The organism is Neorhizobium sp. P12A, assembly GCF_008365395.1.
In the GTDB taxonomy this organism is placed as follows: Bacteria; Pseudomonadota; Alphaproteobacteria; order Rhizobiales; family Rhizobiaceae; genus Rhizobium.
Genome location: NZ_QOVX01000017.1, coordinates 84315 through 103999, shown reverse-complemented (window position 1 = coordinate 103999; position 19685 = coordinate 84315). Strand labels below are relative to the sequence as shown.

The following is a 19685-nucleotide window of genomic DNA, read 5'->3' as shown; positions in this document are numbered from 1 at the left end:
CAAACGCAACAAACAATCTTCTCGACACGCCTCGGCCCAAGCCGAAATCATCGGGCCGCGAAAGCGGCCTTTTGCTTTTGGGGCCTGCCGCAGAACATATGAAATGAAAGATCGGCGCACCGGGTCTATAATGGTGCGTCCCTTACAGGAGACCAATTGCTCCGCAATTGGCTCCGGCAGATGGACGGATGGATCAGGCAAGCTGATGCTGCGTCCCTCACATGAGACAACTTGCTACGCAAGTTGCTCAGGCAGTAAGCATCACCGCTCACGCGGTGACGCTATCGCGATAAATCCCAAAGGGATTTACGCTGGCGCGGGGTGGAGCAGCCCGGTAGCTCGTCAGGCTCATAACCTGAAGGCCGCAGGTTCAAATCCTGCCCCCGCAACCAATATCCCCCGAAATATAGCCGCATCCCATCGCCGGCCAGCCGTTATCCCTGGCACAAAAGCTGCGCTTGCCACGGCGAGACCGCAGCTCAAAGGCACGCGGACCGGAACACGAAGGCGCCCAAGGATCGTGCGCAGGATCAATCCGGGTGGATCTTAATGCAGATGGGATCCGCCGTTGCTGTCGAGTGGCTGAAGCGGAAGCAAGGCGCCCGCCATCCGTAACCGTTGTCGAAAGACTGCTCATCCCTGTCGCCATTTCGCGTGAGAGATTGGGCAGGTAGCTTGTCACTTCTCCCGTCACTCATCATAAAGCGATTCCATATTCGCTCAGGTTTTGATTTGCTCAGGTTTCGTCAACTTGGCGTCGTGCGCGGCGATTATGCCTTTTACGATATCAATCTGATACGACATGGATCTGGGTAGCAGGGGCGGGGGTTTCATTTGGGTCTAACTCTGGCGAAGATTGAAGAGGTTGCACCGGATCAGGGCTCGCTGGCGGCGGCGAAGAAGCTTCTGAAGCTTTCGAACTGGCCGGCCATTGCCCAGAATGGTTCAGGCCTCATCTGGGGCGAGTGCCAGGGTTCAGGCGCCACGCCATACAGGATTTCGGTAACCGAGGCCGACGCCGGCTATAAATGCAGTTGTCCCAGCCACAAGTTTCCTTGCAAGCATGCGCTGGCGCTGATGTGGATGCGGGTCGAGGGCAAGGTCGATTTTGCGATCGGGACAGCGCCGGATTGGGTGAACGACTGGCTTTCGCGCCGTCGCGGACCATCCGCCGTCGCGCCGACCGCCACTGCCGACAAGCCGAAGGCCTCGATCGCTGACATCGAGGAAACGGAAGTTGTCACCGACCCCCGGGCGGAAGCTCGTGCTGCCGCTACCCGTGAGCGCAGTCGGCTTGAACGCGAGGCCTCGATTGCCGGGGGTCTCGACGAACTGGATACCTGGCTTGTCGATCAGATGGATGGCGGGCTCGCAGCCTTCCCGACAAAGGCCTCATCTGCTTGTCGGGTGATGGCGCAGCGCCTGTTTGACGCAAAGGCATCTGGCCTGGCGCTTCGGGTGGATGGCATGCCAGCCCGACTGTTTGCTTTTCCTGAGGTCGAGCGCCCGATCGCCGCCGTGCGAGAGCTCGGCACGCTGCATCTGGCGGCTCAAGCCTATCGTCGGCAGGACCATCTTTCCGAACCCCTGCGCCATGATATCAGGCAGTTAATCGGCTGGAATCTGACGCGCGAGGCACTCTTGGCAGATAGGAACGCTCTGCACGTCTCGGGCATATGGCGGGTCTGGGCGATCCGCAACGAGGTGCAGCCGGACAAGTTGCGCCGGATCGAAACCTGGCTTCAGGGCAGCGACCAGCAAGCCGTGCTTATCGAATATGTCCCGGTGTCGACAGGCGCGTCCTCGAGCGGTTACAGCGTGGGTGATACCTTCGAGGCGGAACTGGTCTTTTATCCGTCGAGCGTACCGTTGCGTGCGTTTATCGCCGGCCAGATCACGGGCGCGAATTCTTCCGATGCGCCTTTGGCTCTTCCGGCTCAAGACCTGTCGGCCTCCTATGGCCTGTATGAAGAAGCATTGATCAAAAAGCCCTGGCTCGGCGAGTATCCGCTGATGTTCCGCGGGGCGCGGGTCAAGCGGTGGGGCGACGATATCTATCTAAGCGACAATGAGATCAGCTTGCCTTTGGCCAAGTCGCAATCGACAGCGACCTGGCCGCTCCTGCAGTTGGAAGCGATCGACGGCGCGGCCCTCTGGGACGGTAACGAACTGACGCTTTGCTGGTCGGAAACGGCGCTTGGGCGGTGGATCGCATGACTGTGTCGGCTCTAAAGACTGCGATCCTGCTGAAACTTCTCGCCGGCGCCCGCGATGGCCTGCCGCTCGATACCATCGGCGTTACCGATCCCTTGCAGGCTCTCGCATTGGCCGCCCAGGTCCTGCGGTTCGACCGACCGGTGTATCCGGCCAGGTTTCATGTCGAGGAAGCGGTCACGGATAGTGTCGCGATCATGCCTGACGCGGCGAGGAAGCTTCTGATCCGCCTGTTTTCGGGCAAGAACCAAGGGTCAGCGCAGCTGTCTTCCATGATCGTGCGAAAACTCGCAGAACGGAAATTGCGGCCGCATCCCTTTGATCTGCCGAAACTCGAAGCCTTCGTGAAGGCGCATGCGCAAAATCTCGGCGCGGAGGCACTTGCCTTCTCGGAACGGGAAAAGCCGGCTGCGCAAAAGCAGAACTATTTTGCACCCGATCGCCTGAATGACGAAAACTGGATGCTTGCGACGCCGGCGATCAAGGCGGGATATATTGGCGTCCGCCGGGCTACCGATCGGGAAGCCGCGCGTGCGCTTGTCGAGGTGGCTTGGGGAACAGAGACCGCGGATAGCCGAATGCGTTTGCTCGGAGCTCTCCGCGAGCATCTTTCCGAAGCGGATGCGCCATTCCTGAAAAGCCTCGAAAAGGATCGCGCGCTGCGTATTCGTGCGCTGGCGCAGAGATTGCTCGCGAAGCTGCCCGGTTTCGAGGGCGACAATCCTGCTTTGCGCGAAGTGCTAGCGCGTATCAAGGTGTCGAAAACCGGGCTGGTTTTCAAGAAGACCAGCCTTACGCTGGAATTGCCGGCGACCGTGCGGGATCACACGAAGATGGCCTGGCTTAATGAGACCTTTGGTCCGATCGGCCTTGATACGCTTGCCGGTGCATTGTCGCTGTCGGTAGATGCCATGGTCGCGGCGGCGGAAAAGCAGAGCGATCTGCTTTTTGCCCTTTTGCTCATGGCGACGCAGGACAAGCGGCTCGATGTTGTGAAGACGATCACCGAACGCCATCTCGCCGATGGCTGGGCTTCCTTTATCTCTAAGGATGCCGAGGCACTGGCGGATTACGACCCGGATATGCGACGAGCCTGGATTGGCCATGTCTTCCGGCCGAACAGCTGGGAAAGCGATACGACGCCATTGATCATTCGCCACATGGCCGAGCTTTTAAGCGCAGAAGCGACAGACGGCATGTTCAGCGATCTTCTGATATCCAAGCCGTGGCTTGCCCTTCGCAGGGAAAATGCCCGCTACGAAGCAGACGTTCTAGACAGTGCGGCTGTCATGTGCCCGCCGGCAATGCGACCGGCCTTGCGCGCGGAGCTTGCCGCGCTCGATCCCGCCAAAATCGGCAACGCCGTTCTTTTCCTTGATCTTATGGATAGCCTGGAGACCGCCCATGCCTGAAGCCCACCTTCGTCGCCCCGCGGAAGAAATCTACGCGGGCGAATTGGCCGCGCTCGCGAAGGGCGACGACCGCCCGCGACCGAGCAACTGGAAGCTCTCTCCGCAGGCGGTTGTGACCTATCTGCTCGGCGGTAAGGCTTCCGATGGAACCGAGATCTCCGCCAAATATGTCGGTAATCGCCGGCTGATCGAAACGGCTGTCGCAACGCTGGCAACCGACCGCGCGCTACTACTGCTCGGTCTGCCGGGCTCGGCGAAATCCTGGGTGTCGGAACATCTGGCTGCAGCGATCTCCGGTTCGTCGCAGCGCCTCATCCAATGCACGGCGGGCACGGACGAAAACCAGATCCGCTATGGCTGGAACTACGCGTTGCTGCTTGCCAAGGGCCCGTCGCCGGAAGCCTTGGTCAAGACACCGCTGGTTCGGGCAATGGAAGAGGGCACGCTGCTGAGGCTCGAAGAACTGACCCGCATGGGCTCGGATGTGCAGGACACGCTCATCACCGTGCTTTCGGAAAAGATCTTGCCGGTTCCGGAGCTCGATATCGCCATCGGCGCCGAGCGAGGGTTCAATGTCATCGCCACGGCCAACAATCGCGACAAGGGCGTCAACGATCTGTCCTCGGCGCTGAAACGGCGTTTCAACGTCGTCGTGCTGCCGTCGCCAAGCTCGCTCGATGAAGAAACCCAGATCGTCGTCAAGCGCGTCGGCGAGATCGGCACCAATCTCAGTCTGCCGCCGATCCGGCCGGCAGACAAGGAGCTTGCCCGCGTCGTCACTTTGTTTCGCGAAATCCGCGATGGCAGGACGCTGAACGGCAAGACCAAGCTCAAGACATCGACAGGCACGCTCTCGACGGCGGAGGCCATCTCCGTCGGCGTCTCGGCCTGGGCGGAAGCCGCCCATTTTGGCGATGGGCGAATCGATGCGAAGGCGCTTGCTACAAACATCGTTGGCGCGGTGGTGAAGGATCCGGTGCAAGACAGCGTGGCGTTGTCGGAATATCTGGAAACCGTGGTTCGGACGCGTGATGGCTGGAGCGATCTCTACGAGGCCATTCGCGAGGTGATCTGATGGCCGCGAAGCGGAAGGCGCATCTTTTCGGTATCCGTCATCACGGACCGGGCTCGGCGGCGCTCCTCAAAGGGGCGCTCGACGCTCTTGATCCGGCCTGTGTGCTGATCGAGGGATCGCCGGAGGGCGATGCGTTGATCCAGTATGCCGGCCTGGTAGGCATGAAGCCGCCGCTCGCCATGCTGTTTTACGCCGCCGATGAGGCCGCGAACGCCGTCTTTGCACCGTTTGCGGAATTCTCGCCGGAATGGGTTGCCATACAGTGGGCGCTCGCCCGTCGCCGCCCCGTTCGCTTCATCGATTGGCCGGCTTCCGTTTCTCTGGCACTCACCAAGGCTGCGCGCGAAGAAGCGCTTGCTGATCTGGAAAAGAAGGCAGCAGAGGCGCGGAAGAGTGACAAGGAGGAGCAGGCGGAAGATTTGGCAGCTTCCGAAGGGCCGGCTCGTCGGCTCGATCCGCTCGATCTTCTGGCGGAAGCAGCTGGTTACGGCGATGGTGAGACCTTCTGGAACGGATTGATCGAACAGCATGGCGGCGGCCAGTCGCCGCTCGATATCTTTGCCGCCATCGAAGACGCAATGACGGAGACGCGTCAGCATCAAACCGAGGCCGGCGGCATCAGCGAAGCCGAACGGTTGCGCGAGAAGCGCCGCGAGGCATTCATGCGGGGGCATATCCGCGATGCGCTGAAGAACCATGAAGGCGAGGTCGCCGCCGTGGTCGGTGCCTGGCATATTGGCGGCCTTCGGGAAGAGACGACGGTTGCCGAGGATCGCGCCCTCATCAAGGATCTGCCGAAGATCAAGGCGGAGGCGACCTGGGCGCCTTGGAGCGACGGGCGCCTGAGCTACGCTTCCGGTTATGGTGCCGGCGTTATCTCTCCAGGCTGGTATCGACACCTCTGGAGCCTTTATTCCAACGATCGTCACGAGGGGCCAGAAGCCTTCGCCGCCGTCTGGCAGGCGCGGACCGCCGCCCTGTTGCGGCAGGAAGGGTATGATGCCTCGACGGCCTCGGCGATCGAGGCGGCACGGTTGGCGCTAGGACTTGCCAGCATGCGGGGCTTGAGTGTGCCAGGCCTTCCCGAAATGCGGGACGCTTCGCTTTCCTCGCTATGTCATGGCGACGACATGCAACTCGCGATGATCGAGCGAAAGCTCTATATCGGCGACCGGATCGGCGAGATTGATGAGTCCGTGCCGCAAATGCCGCTCGCCAAGGATTTCGAGGCCTGGTGCAAGAAGACGCGGCTGAAACCGGACGAGGCGGCCAGCGAGATCAAGCTCGATTTGCGCAGCGAGGCGGGCCTTCTCAAATCGACCTTCCTCCACCGGCTCAACCTCCTCGGCATTCATTGGGGGCGGTTGATCGATGCGCAAGCCGGGCGTGGCACCTATCGTGAGATCTGGCGCCTTACCTGGTCTCCCGAGATGTCGGTCGGCTTGGCGGAGGCGCTTGTCTGGGGCCTGACGATCGAGCAGGCTGCAGCAGTGGCCACAGTAGACCGTGGCCGCAAGGCGGAAGGCATAGCAGCGCTTTCGGAGCTGGTGCGTGGCGCGCTGGTCTCAGATCTTCCCGAGGCGGCTGGCGCCTGCATCGATCTTCTGCAGGCGGCGGCTGTATTAAACAATGACATTACCGATCTCATGAATGCGGTGGCGCCGCTGGTGCGCATCGTACGCTACGGCACGGCCCGCAAGCTGCCGGAACCCGAACTTCGAGCGCTGGTTACGGCACTCGGCGCCGAAGTGAATGCCGGTGTGCGCATCGGTTCGCGCCAACTGGATGACGACGCGACGTCGAAGCGCATGAATGCCATGCGCGCATATGACGAGGCGCTTGGTTTTTTCGGCGATGCCGCGCTGTTGGAGGAATGGCGTCGACAACTTGCGCTTCTCGTCGATGACGAGCAGGCTGTTGCGCCGGTCGTCGGTTTCAGCTTGCGCCGGCTGCATGACCTTGGCCTCTGGAACGAACAGCAGGTATCGGCTGCCTTTTCGCGACAGATCGTCGGCGAAACGCCGGCGCGAGCCGGTTCCTTCGTCGAAGCGTTCATCGCAGGATCGGCGGAAGTGCTGATCCAAGACCAGACGCTGCTCTTCCTGATCGACGAATGGCTTTGCGGGCTGGATGAAGAGGTGTTCGTCGAAAGCCTGCCGCTCCTGCGGCGCGCTTTGACCGGATTCGATGCGAGCGGCCGCAAGCGGATCATGCAGCGCATCGCAGGCGGTCGAAAAGAAGCTTCGGCCATGCCGGTGGAAACCGAGGATAACCCTGCTTTCGAACGCGCGCTGCCGCTTTTGAAACAAATTCTGGGAATGAGCGGATGACATCTGAACGGATCCGTCGCTGGAAGCTTGCTCTTGGCGATGACGACATGGAGGGTCTTGGTGAGCGCGATCAGCGCTTGAACCGGGCGCTGTCCGCGCTTTATGATTCCGATAGCAAGAAGGGACGTGGCGGGCTTGGCGCGTCCTCGCCGAAGGTTTCGCGCTGGCTCGGCGATATTCGCGAGTTCTTTCCGACGCCGGTTGTGCAGGTCATTCAGAAGGACGCCTTCGAGCGCCTCAATCTCAAGGCGCTGATGATGGAACCGGAGTTCCTCGAAACGCTGGAGGCGGACGTCCATCTTGTCGCCGATCTGATTTCGCTACGCGGCGCGATGCCTGACAAGACCGTGGAAACCGCCCGCATGGTGGTGGGCAAGGTCGTCGAGGACCTGATGAAGCGGCTGCAGTCCAAGACGGTGGAGAAGCTGAACGGTGCGGTGAACCGCCTGCAGCGAACGCATCGGCCGCGCCATGCTGATATCGACTGGCCACGCACCATCCGCACCAACCTGCGCCATTATCAGAAGGACTACAATACGGTCGTGCCGGAGACGTTGGTCGGCTTTGCCCGCAAAACGCGGACGCGCGCCGATCTCGACCATGTCATGCTTTGCGTCGACCAGTCGGGCTCCATGGCGCCATCAGTCGTTTACGCATCGATCTTTGCGGCGGTCATGGCCTCGCTGCCGGTTCTGTCGACGAAACTTGTCTGCTTCGATACCTCGATCGTCGATCTGACGGAGGACCTGGCCGATCCGATCAAGGTGCTTTTCGGCATTCAACTCGGCGGCGGCACGGATATCAATGCAGCCCTTGCCTATTGCGAAACGAAGATCGATCGGCCGAGCAGGACGCATCTGCTGCTGATCACCGACCTTTATGAAGGCGGAGATGCCGCCGCCATGCTGGCGCGGTTGGCGGCGCTGAAACAGTCCGGCGTCAACGTCATCGTGCTTCTGGCGCTCTCCGATGATGGCCGGCCGAGCTATGACAGTCGCCATGCCGGCGCGATCGCTGCGATGGATTGCCCGGTTTTTGCCTGCACGCCGGATCAGTTTCCCGATCTGATGGCGACGGCTTTGACAAAACAGAATGTCGGGCAGTGGGCGAGCGCGAACGGCATTGAGCTGGTGCGCGGCACGCAATGATGAATCGGACAAGAATGAAATAGACAAGGGCGGCATCTGCCGCCCTTGCTTGCTCTTATCGGCGCTTCTTCCGCCACGGTGCGTTCTTTTGCCAGTCGCCGGCCATGATGCTCCCGTAGGGAAGCACCTCGTCGACCACTTCGGCCAGGCCGTAATGCGCGATCTGTGCCCGCACATTGGTGGCCGACTTGTAAGCGCCCGGCAGCTCGGAAATATCCGGGAAGCCGGAGAAGAACCGTACGTCGAGCCCCGTCGTTTCCTTCGCCAGTATGTCGGCGATGTTGTTCGGGCTGAGCCCGCGAGCATCCGCACCATATTCCTCCGCGAGACGCCGCATATGGGCGCTGCGGGAAAAATTGCGACCGGCGCCGTGCGGCGAGAAGCCGAGGCCATGGGCAGCGTTCGAACCGCGAACGATCAGGATCGGTTCCGCCATGTTGAGCGGAATGATTGTCAGATCGGTCGCGTCCTCGGCCCAAGCGTCGAAGGCCGGCGTCGCACCCTTGCCGTGGTAGAAGAGACCGTCCGACTTCCGGAAGACGAAGTTGTGCTCGTTCCAGAAGCGATCGGCGATCTTGGCGGAGAGCTTTTCCGCCGCCATGTCGTGGATGATCGCATGGTTTTCCTTCGTCCACTGCCGCACCGCCTGAAGAGCGGTCCAGTAGAGATCGCCTTCCTCGGTATCGGCCGGAATCCAGGCATTGTCGCGATGGGTTTCCGGCGAGAGCTGCTCGCGGACCCTGTTTGCCGCCTTCATGCCCTTGTCGTAGAGCCGGGCGCCGGGCGCACGCGATCCGTGATGGGTCACGAGCGCCGTCTCGCCAGTCGATTTCATCGTGCCGACATAGGCGAAGTGATTGCCGTCGCCCTGCGTTCCGAAATGCTCGATCCCGGCCGAAAGCGCTCCGTCCCTCAGGAACGGGTTCTGCTGGAAGGCCGACAGCACCGCCTCGGAAGGCTTGATCTGCGCGCCGCGCGGGCGCCCGCCGGGGCCGAAATGCGTGACCGCATGAACGGCGTCCAGCAGCGCCTTCGGATCGACGCCCGGAAAAACCGAGATCGCCATCGAGCAGCAGATATCGGCCGAATGCATGCCGGGATGGATCGCTTCCGACGCCACGACACCGCCGACGGGAATGGTCCCGACCGGTCCGGCCGGGCAGGCGTCCGGCATGATCGCTGCGGCGCGCACGACCGGCGTGCGGACGAGCTCGCGCATCGTCGCGTTCACCTTCTCGACATTGTCCTGTTCGAAAGCGTTTTCGGCGCGGATGTTTGAATAAATGTCGATATCGCTTTCCGTGCGGAGCGCCAGCGTCGGCCCCGGCTGGAAAGCCCGGGCAGCGGCGAGCGCTGCATCCATCGATCCACCTTCGCTCAGGACCTGGTTGGCCGCATCCAGCGCCGGGCGAAACCACTTGCCCTGCGGCATGCCCGCGTTGATCAGATCCTGTCCGCTTACCACTTCAATCATCTTCTTTTCTGCGTTCGCAGTCCTTCTATTCGTTCGTTTAAACACCAACCGGGCGACAATCTAGCCTCTTAGCTTTTGCCCCGGAACCATCTCACCACACGCACTTCATGCCAGATGACGCAATGCGGCCCCTGTAGTCCCGGGGCGGCATTCGCCCGGGTTCGTCTCAGCATCCCGGCAACAAGATTCGGCAAGACAGTTACTGAGCTACGCAATGCTTTCGCGATAGGGGATGCATCGAAACATCCGACCTCCCCGCCTTATGCTCGGCGGGGTGCTCTATCCTGTAGTCCTGCCGGCATTTGCCGGGGCACTTCATGCATTCCTGTCCCGGCAACAAGGGTGACAGGATCATGAACTGAGCCACGCATTTCCTTCGAAATACGGGATGACTTGAACATCCGACCTTCCCGCCGAAATCGACGGGACGCTCTACCTGTAATCCTGCCGGCATTTGCCGGGTATTCCTCTGCAGCGGCGACAAGTTTGGACGAAACCGGATGGCCCCGCTCGTGCCAGAGAGCGCTGCCCAGGATAGGAGTCGAACCTAACAGACCATCCGTGGATATGGTGGCTGTAGTTTCGTCCGGCATTCGCCGCTGTGTTTCAATTTCGGCCGTGGCGACCAATAGTGAGCAAACATCCTGCTTCCATGCCTTTCGGCCTTTCCGCAAGGCGGGCCTCGAACCCGCGCCCCAAAGGGGTTACCGATGTAGTTTCCTCGGCATTCGCCACGGTATTCCAGTCATTCTTCGTACAGCCATGGCGACGAGTTTTGCGGAAACATCATTGCTCGACCACTGAGCGACGGAGCATAAAGCTCAGGGAGGAATCGAACCTCCGTACATGTAGTTTCCTCGGCATTCGCCATGGTATCTCAGTCATCCTTCTTCTAGTCATGCGACGGGAATTCAGAAGAGACATCTTTCGGGATGTAGTCTCTTCCGGCATTCGCCATGCATGGTCCAAATTCGTCCGCGACGACGAAAAGTGGGGGAACGCCTGCTCTGTCCGCTGAGCTACGGGTCCATGGATTGGAGGACCCGACGGGATTCGAACCCGCGACCTGGAGGGTAACAGCCTGTAGTTCCATCCGGCATTCGTCACCGTATCCCGCGCCGTCACTACTCAGCGCGGGACATTCTCGTTGTTGCATCTTGCTTTCCGAAGACCGAAGCCGGTTTCAGGGCAGATACGGCTCAAAGATCGATCGTCTCGATCGTACGGACCCATTCGCCTGCATCGGACTTGCCGGCCGCAAAGCTTTCGATGGCGCCGTAAACGGCATCCGAAAAGCCGCCGATGTTCAAGATGTCCGCACCCGTTGCCGGGGTCTGGACGTAGGGCTGGATATCGAGGCAGACCAGCTTCGCAGCCGGATTCAGTCTCTTGATCTGCGCCCATTGATCCATCATCGCCGTTGTCTGGCCCTGGCCCGCCGCATCAATCCAGGACTGGTTGTCCGAGACGAAGACGACGAGATCCACCTTGGCCTTCTCCTTCACCAGCAGGTGGAGCGGTGCCGAGCAATTCGTTCCGCCGCCGCCGACCGCCGCAAGCTTGGCCGCGTTGGTCATCACGCTATCCCGACCGTTCAAGTCGACGTGAACCACGTTGTTCTCGAACGGCAGGACCCGCGTGTTGCGGTTGCGCCGCAGGAAGGAAGCAGCCACCAAGGCGGCCACATCGATGCAGCGCACGACGGTGGTTGCGCCCTTTCGGTGACCGGTCACCGGCGAACTCATGGAGCCGGACACGTCCGGGCAGACCACGACATTGCCGTAAACCGTCGGGACCGCGGAGATCGCAGTCTCCATCGCATCCTGCAGCGCGTCCTTGACGACTGTGGGGACGGATGGATCCACCATCTGCCAGGCCACCATCAGCTGGTAGGGGAAGACACGGGCCTTCCGCACCGCTTCAGGATCGGCAAGCCGAACCGCCAGCTTTTCCGCAACGCCATCGACCTCGAAGACATGGTTTCGGGCGAATGTGTTGAGGTTCTGGCGGGCCATCTGCCAGGAGCTCTTGAGTGCGATTTCCGCCCACTGCTCCCTGCTCAGGCCAAGCGATGTCAGCATCTGGAACGGCACATTCGGGAGCGGCAGGGCCGTATCCCGCTTGAAGGCTTCGAAAGCCATGACCTCCGCTGGAAGGGCCGCTACGTCGTACGGTTTGCCGATCGCCCAGGCGTAGAGCGCTGCGCGCGCCTCGTCCTTCGGCTTCGGATGCACCATCTTGATCACGTCCGGCAGCGACGGGTCGTTGCCGACCATCGCATGGAGGATTTGGTCCACCGTGCGGGTTTCGAACCATGCCTGCACCATCTTCTTCGGGCGCGTTCCGAGCGACTTACGACCGGTGGCACCCGAGCGCATGACCTGCACGAAGCCGCGCAGCATCTTGCCGCTCTTTACCACCTTCGGAAAGGCGCGCGCGAAAGCATCGCTTTCAAGGGCCGAAAGCATGGCCAGAAGCATGACCGGCATATCTTTCATGTGACCCTTCTCGGCAGCGTAAATCGCCACCTTGGCCAGAAATTCCGGCTCGACTTCGGCTGCGAGCTTCACGACAGCATCGAGCTGTTCGCCGGCATTGGCATGGAACGTATCGTTGAACGTTCCCGTAACCGCATATTGCGCCAGGGCTTCCCGCGCTGTCAGTGCATAGGCTGGAGCGCCCGCGTGGTTCACGGTATTAGTGCCGGCGATGAGCTTGCCGAAGTAGGATTTGAAGATTGCCTTGTTCACCATGGCAGCACCTCTTGGTCTTGGTTGTGCCAGATACCTTTCAAGTCTCATGCCAAACTGCCATGGAGGAGCCAGGTCGAGCGCAATTTTCTTTTTATCCTGTTGTTATTAAAAGAGTAAAAAATATCACCGGCCATGCAATGGCTACGATTGCACTTCTGTAAACCACTCGATATTCTATCTAAAATAATAGAGTTTATAAAATTGGATAAACGATGAAGCGCCGCGTTGCGATCAGCATCCTGGGGACCACCCTCGATATGGGCCGTCGTGAAGACCGTTGGAACCGATGGCGGCCGAATGTTGGGCTGTGTCAGCAGACGGGCTTCTTCATCGACCGCGTGGAACTGATCCACGACAATCATTCCGACTGGCTGGCGAAAAGCATCATCGGTGATATCGAAACCGTCTCGCCGGCCACCGAAGTCCGGCAGCGGATTATCAATCTCAAGGACCCCTGGGACTTTTCCGAGGTCTATACCAAGTTGCGTGATTTCTCGCGCGACTATGATTTCGATCCGGATACGGAGGACTACCTCGTCAACATCACCACCGGAACGCATGTCGCCCAGATCTGCTGGTTTCTGCTGACTGAGGCGCGGATCATCCCCGGTCGCCTCTTGCAGCTTTCGCCGCCGCGCGATCGCGAGCCGGGGCAGGATTATGCCGGCACGCACCGAATCATCGATCTGGATTTGTCCCGTTATGACGAGATTGCCAAGCGCTTCGCTTCCGAACGGGACGATGCGGCCTCCTTCTTGAAATCCGGCATCTCGACGCGAAACGCGGCCTTCAACCGGATGATCGACGAGATCGAACGTGTCGTGATCCGGTCAACAGCGCCTGTCCTCTTGACTGGTCCGACCGGCGCAGGCAAATCGCAACTCGCCAAGCGCATCTATGAACTCAAGAAGGCGCAACGAAAGGTTACGGGGCCGTTCGTGGAGGTCAATTGCGCGACATTGCGCGGCGACCAGGCGATGTCTGCCCTGTTCGGCCACATCAAGGGCGCCTTTACCGGCTCGGCCGGCGAGCGGGCAGGACTGCTGAAGTCTGCGGATAAGGGTGTGCTATTTCTCGACGAGATCGGCGAACTCGGTGCTGACGAACAGGCGATGTGCCTGCGTGCCATCGAGGAAAAGCGGTTCCTGCCTGTCGGGGCCGACAAGGAGGTGTCTGCCGATTTTCAGCTTCTGGCCGGCACGAACCGAGATCTGCGCGATGCTGTGCAAGACGGTCGCTTTCGCGAAGATCTTTTCGCTCGCCTGAACCTTTGGACCTTCCAGCTTCCCGCTCTTCGAGAACGCAAGGAGGATATCGAGCCGAACCTTGATTTCGAACTTCGCCGGTTTCTGGAACGAGAGGGGCAGAACGTCACTTTCAACAAAGAGGCGAGGGAACGTTACCTAGTGTTTGCGACAGGCGCGGAGGCTGCCTGGAGTGCCAATTTCCGCGACCTTTCGGCTTCGGTGACCCGCATGGCAACACTTGCTCCGCAAGGCCGAATTACGGTGGATGTCGTCAATGACGAGATTGCACGTCTCAAGAACGCCTGGGGTGGCGTTCCACGAATGGTCGCTGCCGATCACGTGATCCTTGAGCTTCTCGGCGGCGATGCAGCGGGAAAGCTCGATCTTTTTGACAAAGCCCAACTCTCGGCGGTTTTGGATGTCTGCGTGGATCATGTTTCGGCCAGCGCCGCCGGACGTGCGCTCTTTGCCAACTCGCGGCTGGATAAGAAAAGCTCCAACGACGCCGATCGGCTGACCAAATATCTGGCGCGCTTCGGTCTGAAATTTGAAGATATTCGAGATGGGCGTCGGTCGTAATAGGATTTTGTGGCCGAATATCCGGATCTATCGGCGATGTTTCGATTTCACGTAGACTTCGCCATATTCTGAGTGGGTGTCTCCACGCATAGATCAAAACAACCGGATATTTTGTTCCTGCAAGCTCGACGATAATTTCAAGCGAGGAAATCAATGGATCAGGAGGTTGCAAGGGCAGATGGGAGTGCTCCGTCTCCATCGGCGGCGAGTACGTTACCGCTGACGTTGTTATTGAGCGGCACCGGAGGATATCTCGACGCCTTCACCTGGATTGGCCATGGCCATGTATTTGCCAATGCGCAATCCGGAAACGTGGTTCTGCTGGGGATAGACATCGCCACTGGAGGATGGTCGGATGCATGGCGTCGGCTGATGCCGATCGTGGCTTTCTTCTTTGGTGTCTTCGCCGCCTATTGGGTCAAGGGTGTCGCTTCGAGGAAGGACCAGGGGTGGTTGACCCTGCCAAGTCTCGCGGTTGAGATCGTCGTTTTAGGTGTCGTTGCGACCCTTCCATCCAGTTTTGCCAGCGCTCCAATCGTTCTTGCTGTGGCTTTTGTAACGGCCTTCCAAAGCTCGATCTTCAACAAGCTTGAGAACTGGCCCTACAATTCCGTAATGACGAGTGGAAATTTGCGCATGGCGGCAGAATCCCTTTTCCAATGGGTTGCTCGGCATCGCGACCGTGCTTCCCTGGATCAGGCAGCGAAATTCGGGGCCGTCTGCCTTAGCTTTTGCGTCGGCGCTGCGGTCGGGGGCGTTGCGACAGCGGCAATTGGAAATGCAGCCTCGATAGGGCCAGCCATTCTCCTGGGAGCGGCACTGCTGGTTTGCCTCAGAGACGGTCGTGTTTTGAGCAACTGATTGCCTCACGATCCGGCCAATCTAGGCGTCGCGCTAAGTTTCAGTTCGTTTGCTATCGCCGATAGCTGAGCAGCGAGCTTCTCAAACTCCGCTCCGCGCGGATCACTTCGACGCCAGGCAAGCCCGATCTGACGCGAATAGGCTTCATTGGTCATTGCCCGATAAGAAATCAGGTCATGATCGGCGACCGCGAGCGCCGGGATGAGCGTGCATCCCTCTCCGGCGGCAACCATGTATTTCAGGGTCTCAAGGCTGGTGCCGTGCCTGTTGCTGCGATCCACCAGGGTGCAGACAGACAGAGCCTGGTCGCGAAGACAGTGTCCTTCTTCAAGCAACAGCCGCTCTTGCGGGTCCAACTCTTCCCAGCCAGGACCAGTCTCAGAGTTAGCCGGATGTCCAATCGGGCTGGCAAGAAGGAAGGGTTCAACGAAGATCTCTGCAGTCGCCAGAGTGGGCTCAGCCTGCGGCAGGGAAAGGATCACCGCATCCAGCTCCCCGTCGACCAGCTTTTCGACCAAGGCCGCGGTAAGGCCTTCGCCGAGAACAAGCGATAGGCTTGGGTAATGCGTGCGAAGCTCGCGAAGTACCTTCGGGAAAAGGTAGGGACCAAGCGTCGATATTGCCGCCAGCCTCAGCGAACCACCCCACGGTTCATCCGACGTCTGCGCTGCACTCACGAGGTTGCGCGCCTCATATAAAACGCGTCGAGCATGATCGATCAAACGCTGCCCCTCGGCTGTAACCAGAACTCGGCGCGTCGTGCGTTCGAAGATCGTCATGCCGAGCCAGGCCTCCAGCTTTCGGATTTGGGCAGACAGGGAGGGCTGCGCAACCCTGCAATGCTCGGCCGCCCGCACAAAGCTGCCGTGATCCGCGACTGACACAACATATTCGAGGTCACGAAGTGACAGGCCCGACAGGCTCATGGATCAGCACTCATAAATATATGATGGCTATTCATTTTCTGCGGAGATTATCGCTGGCCTATTAATTGGTCCAGGAGAGTTGTTGGTCGAAATCCCAAAGCCGGCAAAATGGAGCCGGCTTTGGGAGATCGCCCGCGCCAGAGGGGATGATACGGGCGATCGTTGGAGCCTCGCTTGGGAGGAGGAAACAGGCTCCACCAGATATTTACTCGGCCGCGAGTTTTGCCGCTTTGGCGCGGTGGATGCGCTCGATCGCTTCGGCCACACCCGTGCCATAGGCAGGATCGGCCTTGGAGCAGTTGGAGATGTGACGATCGATGACCGGCTGCGTCGCCCCATAGATTGCGCGGGCAGTGTTTTCGAAGAGAACCTTCTGCTGGGCAGGCGACATCTTCCGGAAGAGATTTCCAGGCTGGGAATAATAGTCGTCGTCTTCGCGGTGGTTCCAGCGCTGGACCGCACCGTCGATCCTCAGCGGCGGCTCGGAAAAATCGGGCTGCGCGACCCATTCACCGCGGCTGTTGGGCTCGTAGGAGGTGCGGCGACCGCCGTTGCCATCGACGCGCATCGCGCCGTCACGATGGTAGCTGTGGAAGGGGCATTTCGGCGCGTTCACCGGAATCTGCGAATAATTCACGCCAAGGCGGTAGCGCTGCGTATCGCCATACGAAAACAGACGGCCCTGAAGGAGATGATCGGGCGAGAAGCTGATGCCGGGCACGATGGTGCTGGGGCTAAAGGCAATCTGTTCAATCTCGGCAAAGAAGTTCTCGGGATTGCGGTTGAGTTCCATGACACCGACTTCGATCAGCGGATAATCGGCCTTCGGCCATACCTTCGTTACGTCGAACGGATTGATATGGTAAGTATTGGCTTCCTCTTCCGGCATGATCTGGATGAAGAGGGTCCAGCGCGGGAAGTTGCCTTCCTCGATACTGTCGAAAAGATCGCGCTGGCTGCTTTCACGGTCGTTACCGATCAGCGCCGTTGCTTCCTCGTCCGTCAGGTTCTGGATTCCCTGCTGGGTGCGAAAGTGGAACTTCACCCAAAAGCGCTCATTCTGGGCGTTGATGAAGCTATAGGTATGGCTGCCGAAACCATGCATATGGCGCCAGCTCTTCGGGATGCCGCGGTCGCTCATGACGATGGTGACCTGGTGCAACGCTTCCGGCAGATTCGTCCAGTAGTCCCAGTTATTGTCCGCCGAGCGCATGCCCGTGCGTGGGTCACGCTTCACGGCGTGGTTGAGGTCGGGGAACTTCAGTGGATCACGGATGAAGAAAACCGGGGTGTTGTTGCCGACGAGATCCCAGTTGCCTTCGTCCGTGTAGAATTTCAGCGCGAAACCGCGAATATCGCGTTCTGCGTCAGCGGCGCCGCGTTCGCCGGCCACGGTCGAGAAACGGGCCGCCATTTCGGTCTTCTTGCCGACTTCGGAGAAGATTTTCGCGCGGGTGTATTTCGTAATGTCGTGGGTGACCGTGAATGTGCCAAATGCACCGGCGCCTTTTGCATGCATGCGCCTCTCAGGAATAACTTCTCGGTCGAAGTGGGCGAGCTTTTCCAGGAACCAGACATCCTGAAGAAGAGCCGGTCCGCGCGGACCGGCGCTGATGATATTGTTGTCGTCGACGACGGGAGCGCCGAACGATGTCGTGAGCTTGTTCATCTGTTCCTCTTTCCTCTAACTGCATGTTCGGGAATGCCGTGTGACGTCCCTGCACGCTCTTGGTAGAGGATGTGGAATGATAGATTAATGATAATCATTCTCAGAATTTGATAGCGATTACCTATCAATAGTGTCGGGCTTCATCCGCAGCTGCCGGCAATGTCCGCAAAAGGCGGCCGATTCAGCCCCTCTACTCGCCCCCGAAAATCACCATGAAGCGCTTGCGTGAGCGCTCGATATGATCGCGCATTGCAGCCTCCGCGAGGGCTGCGTCCTTCTGCTTGATCGCTGCGATGATGCGGGCATGCTCGTCATTGGCATCGGCCGTCGCGCGTGCGTGAAAGAACAGCCGGAACAGGTGAACGTGGGTATGCAGCCGCGTCAGCGTTTCGTGAATGAGAACATTGCCGCTGCCGATGGCGATCAGGTCATGGAATGTGCTGTCGCTCTGGGCAAATTGGCCGTAGGCCTGCCGTGGGTCCTCGTGGTGCGTGGTTCGCATCTCGTGGTCGATCTTCTCCAGCATCTCGATCGCGTCGTCGCTCATGGCAAGTGCTGCGCGCGAGGCGGCGAAGGGTTCGAGCAGCAATCGCAGCTCATAGAGCTGTTGCAGCCGAGCCTTGTCCATCTGGCTGGCAGCGCTGTAGCCGATGAGATGGGTCTTGACGACGAGGCCCAGCGCCTCCAGACGGGACAGGGCTTCGCGAATCGGCGTTTGCGACACGCCGAGCTCGCGCACGAGGCTGTCCACCGAGATGCGGCCGCCGGGCGGGATCTTCAGCGTCATGAGCTGGGCATAGATCGCATTATAGACCTCGTCGCCCAGTCGCGGCGGACGGCGCACGAGCCAGCTGTCGGATCCGCCCTCTGCCTTCAGGTCCTTTACCATTGAAAATTACTCCCTTGACGCAATCTTTCCTTAGCAGCATAGTGCGCGAACTTCAATCAGATATCCGATCGGATTTTATGTCGTGACTATCGTTGATGCCGTTTTGCTGAAGAATGTGGCTGCAAAGGCACTCGATCGTGCGGGAATCCCGAAGGACCACGCCGTCCAGCAGCTCGATCTCTTGATGGAAGCCGAGTTGAGGGGCATTCCCTCGCATGGCCTGCTTCGATTGGACCGGATTACCCGACGCGTCGCAAATGGTGTCATCGATCCGAATACAAGCGGGTCGCATGAATGGCGCAAGCAGGCGTTCCTCAGCGTCGACGGTCAGAAGGGCTTGGGGCCGGTTGTTGCCAATGCCGCGCTCGATGCCGTCAAATCGCGGGCGCGGGAGACCGGGATCGCGGTCGCAGCCATCCGCAATTCGAACCATATCGGCATGCTCGGCTGGTATGCAGAGCGCGTCGCGAGCGAGGGGTTCACTATTATTGGGCTGTCGACCAGCGAGGCGCTTGTGCATCCCTGGGGCGCGCGTCGGGCGATGCTCGGCACCAACCCGATCGCGATAGGCATTCCGGCCGAGGGCGAGCCCTTCATGATGGATACGGCAACGGGCGTGGTCTCGATGGGGGAGATCCATGACCATGCTCATCGCAAGGCGCCAATTCCCGAGCATTGGGCTCTCGACGAGCGCGGCAACCGGACGACCGATGCCGAGGCGGCCAAGCGAGGCGCGATCGCACCCTTCGGCCAGGCCAAGGGCTATGCACTTGGGCTTGCCTTCGAGCTTCTGGTCAGCAGCCTTGCGGGTGCTGCGATCGGAACCGATGTCCGCGGGACGCTTGACGAGACCGAGGTCTGCAACAAGGGCGATGTCTTCATCGTCATCGACGGGCCGCGCTACGACATCAGGGATTATCTCGATGAAATCCGCAACATGGAACCGGCTGCCGGCTTTTCGCAGGTGCTCGTGCCCGGCGAGCGCGGACGCGCCTGCCGCGACCAGCGTTTACGCGAGGGGGTGCCTGTTGCGGACGAGGTCTGGGAGCGTTTGCAGGTTCTGGCCGGCATGAAAGTCGCGGCCTGAAGAGCATTTTTGGGAGGATGA

Annotated in this window: 13 protein-coding genes and 1 tRNA gene; 9 read left to right on the top strand and 5 right to left on the bottom strand. The window is 59.9% G+C overall.

The genetic code is table 11. The annotated features are described in order from the left end of the window. Window positions 1-315 precede the first annotated feature (315 nt). The 6 genes from DTW90_RS29360 (at window position 316) to DTW90_RS29335 (ending at window position 8179) form a co-directional block, all read left to right on the top strand. A tRNA-Met gene (locus DTW90_RS29360) sits at window positions 316-392 on the top strand. Window positions 393-834: 442 nt separating this feature from the next. After that, a complete protein-coding gene (locus tag DTW90_RS29355; protein ID WP_149342959.1) occupies window positions 835-2217 on the top strand; it encodes an SWIM zinc finger family protein in 1383 nt (460 codons plus the stop codon). Continuing rightward, the gene (locus DTW90_RS29350; protein ID WP_149342957.1) at window positions 2214-3626 is read left to right on the top strand and encodes a DUF5691 domain-containing protein; all 1413 of its coding nucleotides are present in this window, start codon (window positions 2214-2216) and stop codon (window positions 3624-3626) included. Before DTW90_RS29355 ends, DTW90_RS29350 begins: the two co-directional genes overlap by 4 nt. Next, window positions 3619-4701 carry an AAA family ATPase gene (locus DTW90_RS29345; protein WP_149342955.1) on the top strand — a complete coding sequence of 361 codons (1083 nt, stop codon included), beginning with the start codon at window positions 3619-3621 and terminating at the stop codon, window positions 4699-4701. The genes DTW90_RS29350 and DTW90_RS29345 overlap by 8 nt, the downstream gene beginning before the upstream one ends. Further along, entirely contained in the window at window positions 4701-7031 is a 2331-nt protein-coding gene (locus tag DTW90_RS29340; RefSeq protein ID WP_149342953.1) for a DUF5682 family protein, read from the top strand. The genes DTW90_RS29345 and DTW90_RS29340 overlap by 1 nt, the downstream gene beginning before the upstream one ends. Further along, window positions 7028-8179, top strand: coding sequence for a VWA domain-containing protein (locus tag DTW90_RS29335; RefSeq protein WP_149342952.1), 1152 nt, complete (start codon window positions 7028-7030; stop codon window positions 8177-8179). Before DTW90_RS29340 ends, DTW90_RS29335 begins: the two co-directional genes overlap by 4 nt. 55 nt (window positions 8180-8234) lie before the next feature. Here the strand turns inward: DTW90_RS29335 and DTW90_RS29330 are convergent, their stop codons facing one another. Both DTW90_RS29330 and DTW90_RS29325 read right to left on the bottom strand, forming a co-directional pair. Continuing rightward, on the bottom strand, window positions 8235-9653 hold the full coding sequence (locus DTW90_RS29330; RefSeq protein ID WP_132525010.1) for an RtcB family protein: 1419 nt from the start codon (window positions 9651-9653) through the stop codon (window positions 8235-8237). Between the two features lie 1199 nt (window positions 9654-10852). Then, window positions 10853-12406, bottom strand: a complete 1554-nt coding sequence (locus DTW90_RS29325; protein ID WP_132525012.1) for a TROVE domain-containing protein — start codon at window positions 12404-12406, stop codon at window positions 10853-10855. 212 nt (window positions 12407-12618) lie between these two features. On the opposite strand from DTW90_RS29325, the gene rtcR reads away from it, so the two are divergent. Beyond that, window positions 12619-14232, top strand: a complete 1614-nt coding sequence (gene rtcR / locus DTW90_RS29320) for an RNA repair transcriptional activator RtcR (RefSeq protein WP_149342950.1) — start codon at window positions 12619-12621, stop codon at window positions 14230-14232. A 153-nt stretch (window positions 14233-14385) separates the two neighbouring features. Then, window positions 14386-15093 (top strand): YoaK family protein, encoded by a 708-nt coding sequence (locus DTW90_RS29315; RefSeq protein WP_149342948.1) that lies wholly within the window; start codon window positions 14386-14388, stop codon window positions 15091-15093. Window positions 15094-15098: 5 nt separating this feature from the next. Here DTW90_RS29315 and DTW90_RS29310 read toward each other — a convergent pair whose 3' ends face one another. The 3 genes from DTW90_RS29310 to DTW90_RS29300 all read right to left on the bottom strand — a co-directional run bounded on the left by DTW90_RS29310 (window position 15099) and on the right by DTW90_RS29300 (window position 18577). Next, window positions 15099-16019 carry a LysR substrate-binding domain-containing protein gene (locus DTW90_RS29310; protein ID WP_149342946.1) on the bottom strand — a complete coding sequence of 307 codons (921 nt, stop codon included), beginning with the start codon at window positions 16017-16019 and terminating at the stop codon, window positions 15099-15101. A gap of 205 nt (window positions 16020-16224) precedes the next feature. Then, entirely contained in the window at window positions 16225-17688 is a 1464-nt protein-coding gene (locus tag DTW90_RS29305) for a catalase (RefSeq protein ID WP_149342945.1), read from the bottom strand. A 190-nt stretch (window positions 17689-17878) separates the two neighbouring features. Then, window positions 17879-18577, bottom strand: coding sequence for a GntR family transcriptional regulator (locus DTW90_RS29300; protein ID WP_149342944.1), 699 nt, complete (start codon window positions 18575-18577; stop codon window positions 17879-17881). A gap of 82 nt (window positions 18578-18659) precedes the next feature. On the opposite strand from DTW90_RS29300, the gene DTW90_RS29295 reads away from it, so the two are divergent. Further along, window positions 18660-19664: an Ldh family oxidoreductase gene (locus DTW90_RS29295; RefSeq protein WP_246665100.1), complete on the top strand. Its 1005-nt coding sequence runs from the start codon at window positions 18660-18662 to the stop codon at window positions 19662-19664. Window positions 19665-19685: the final 21 nt, after the last annotated feature.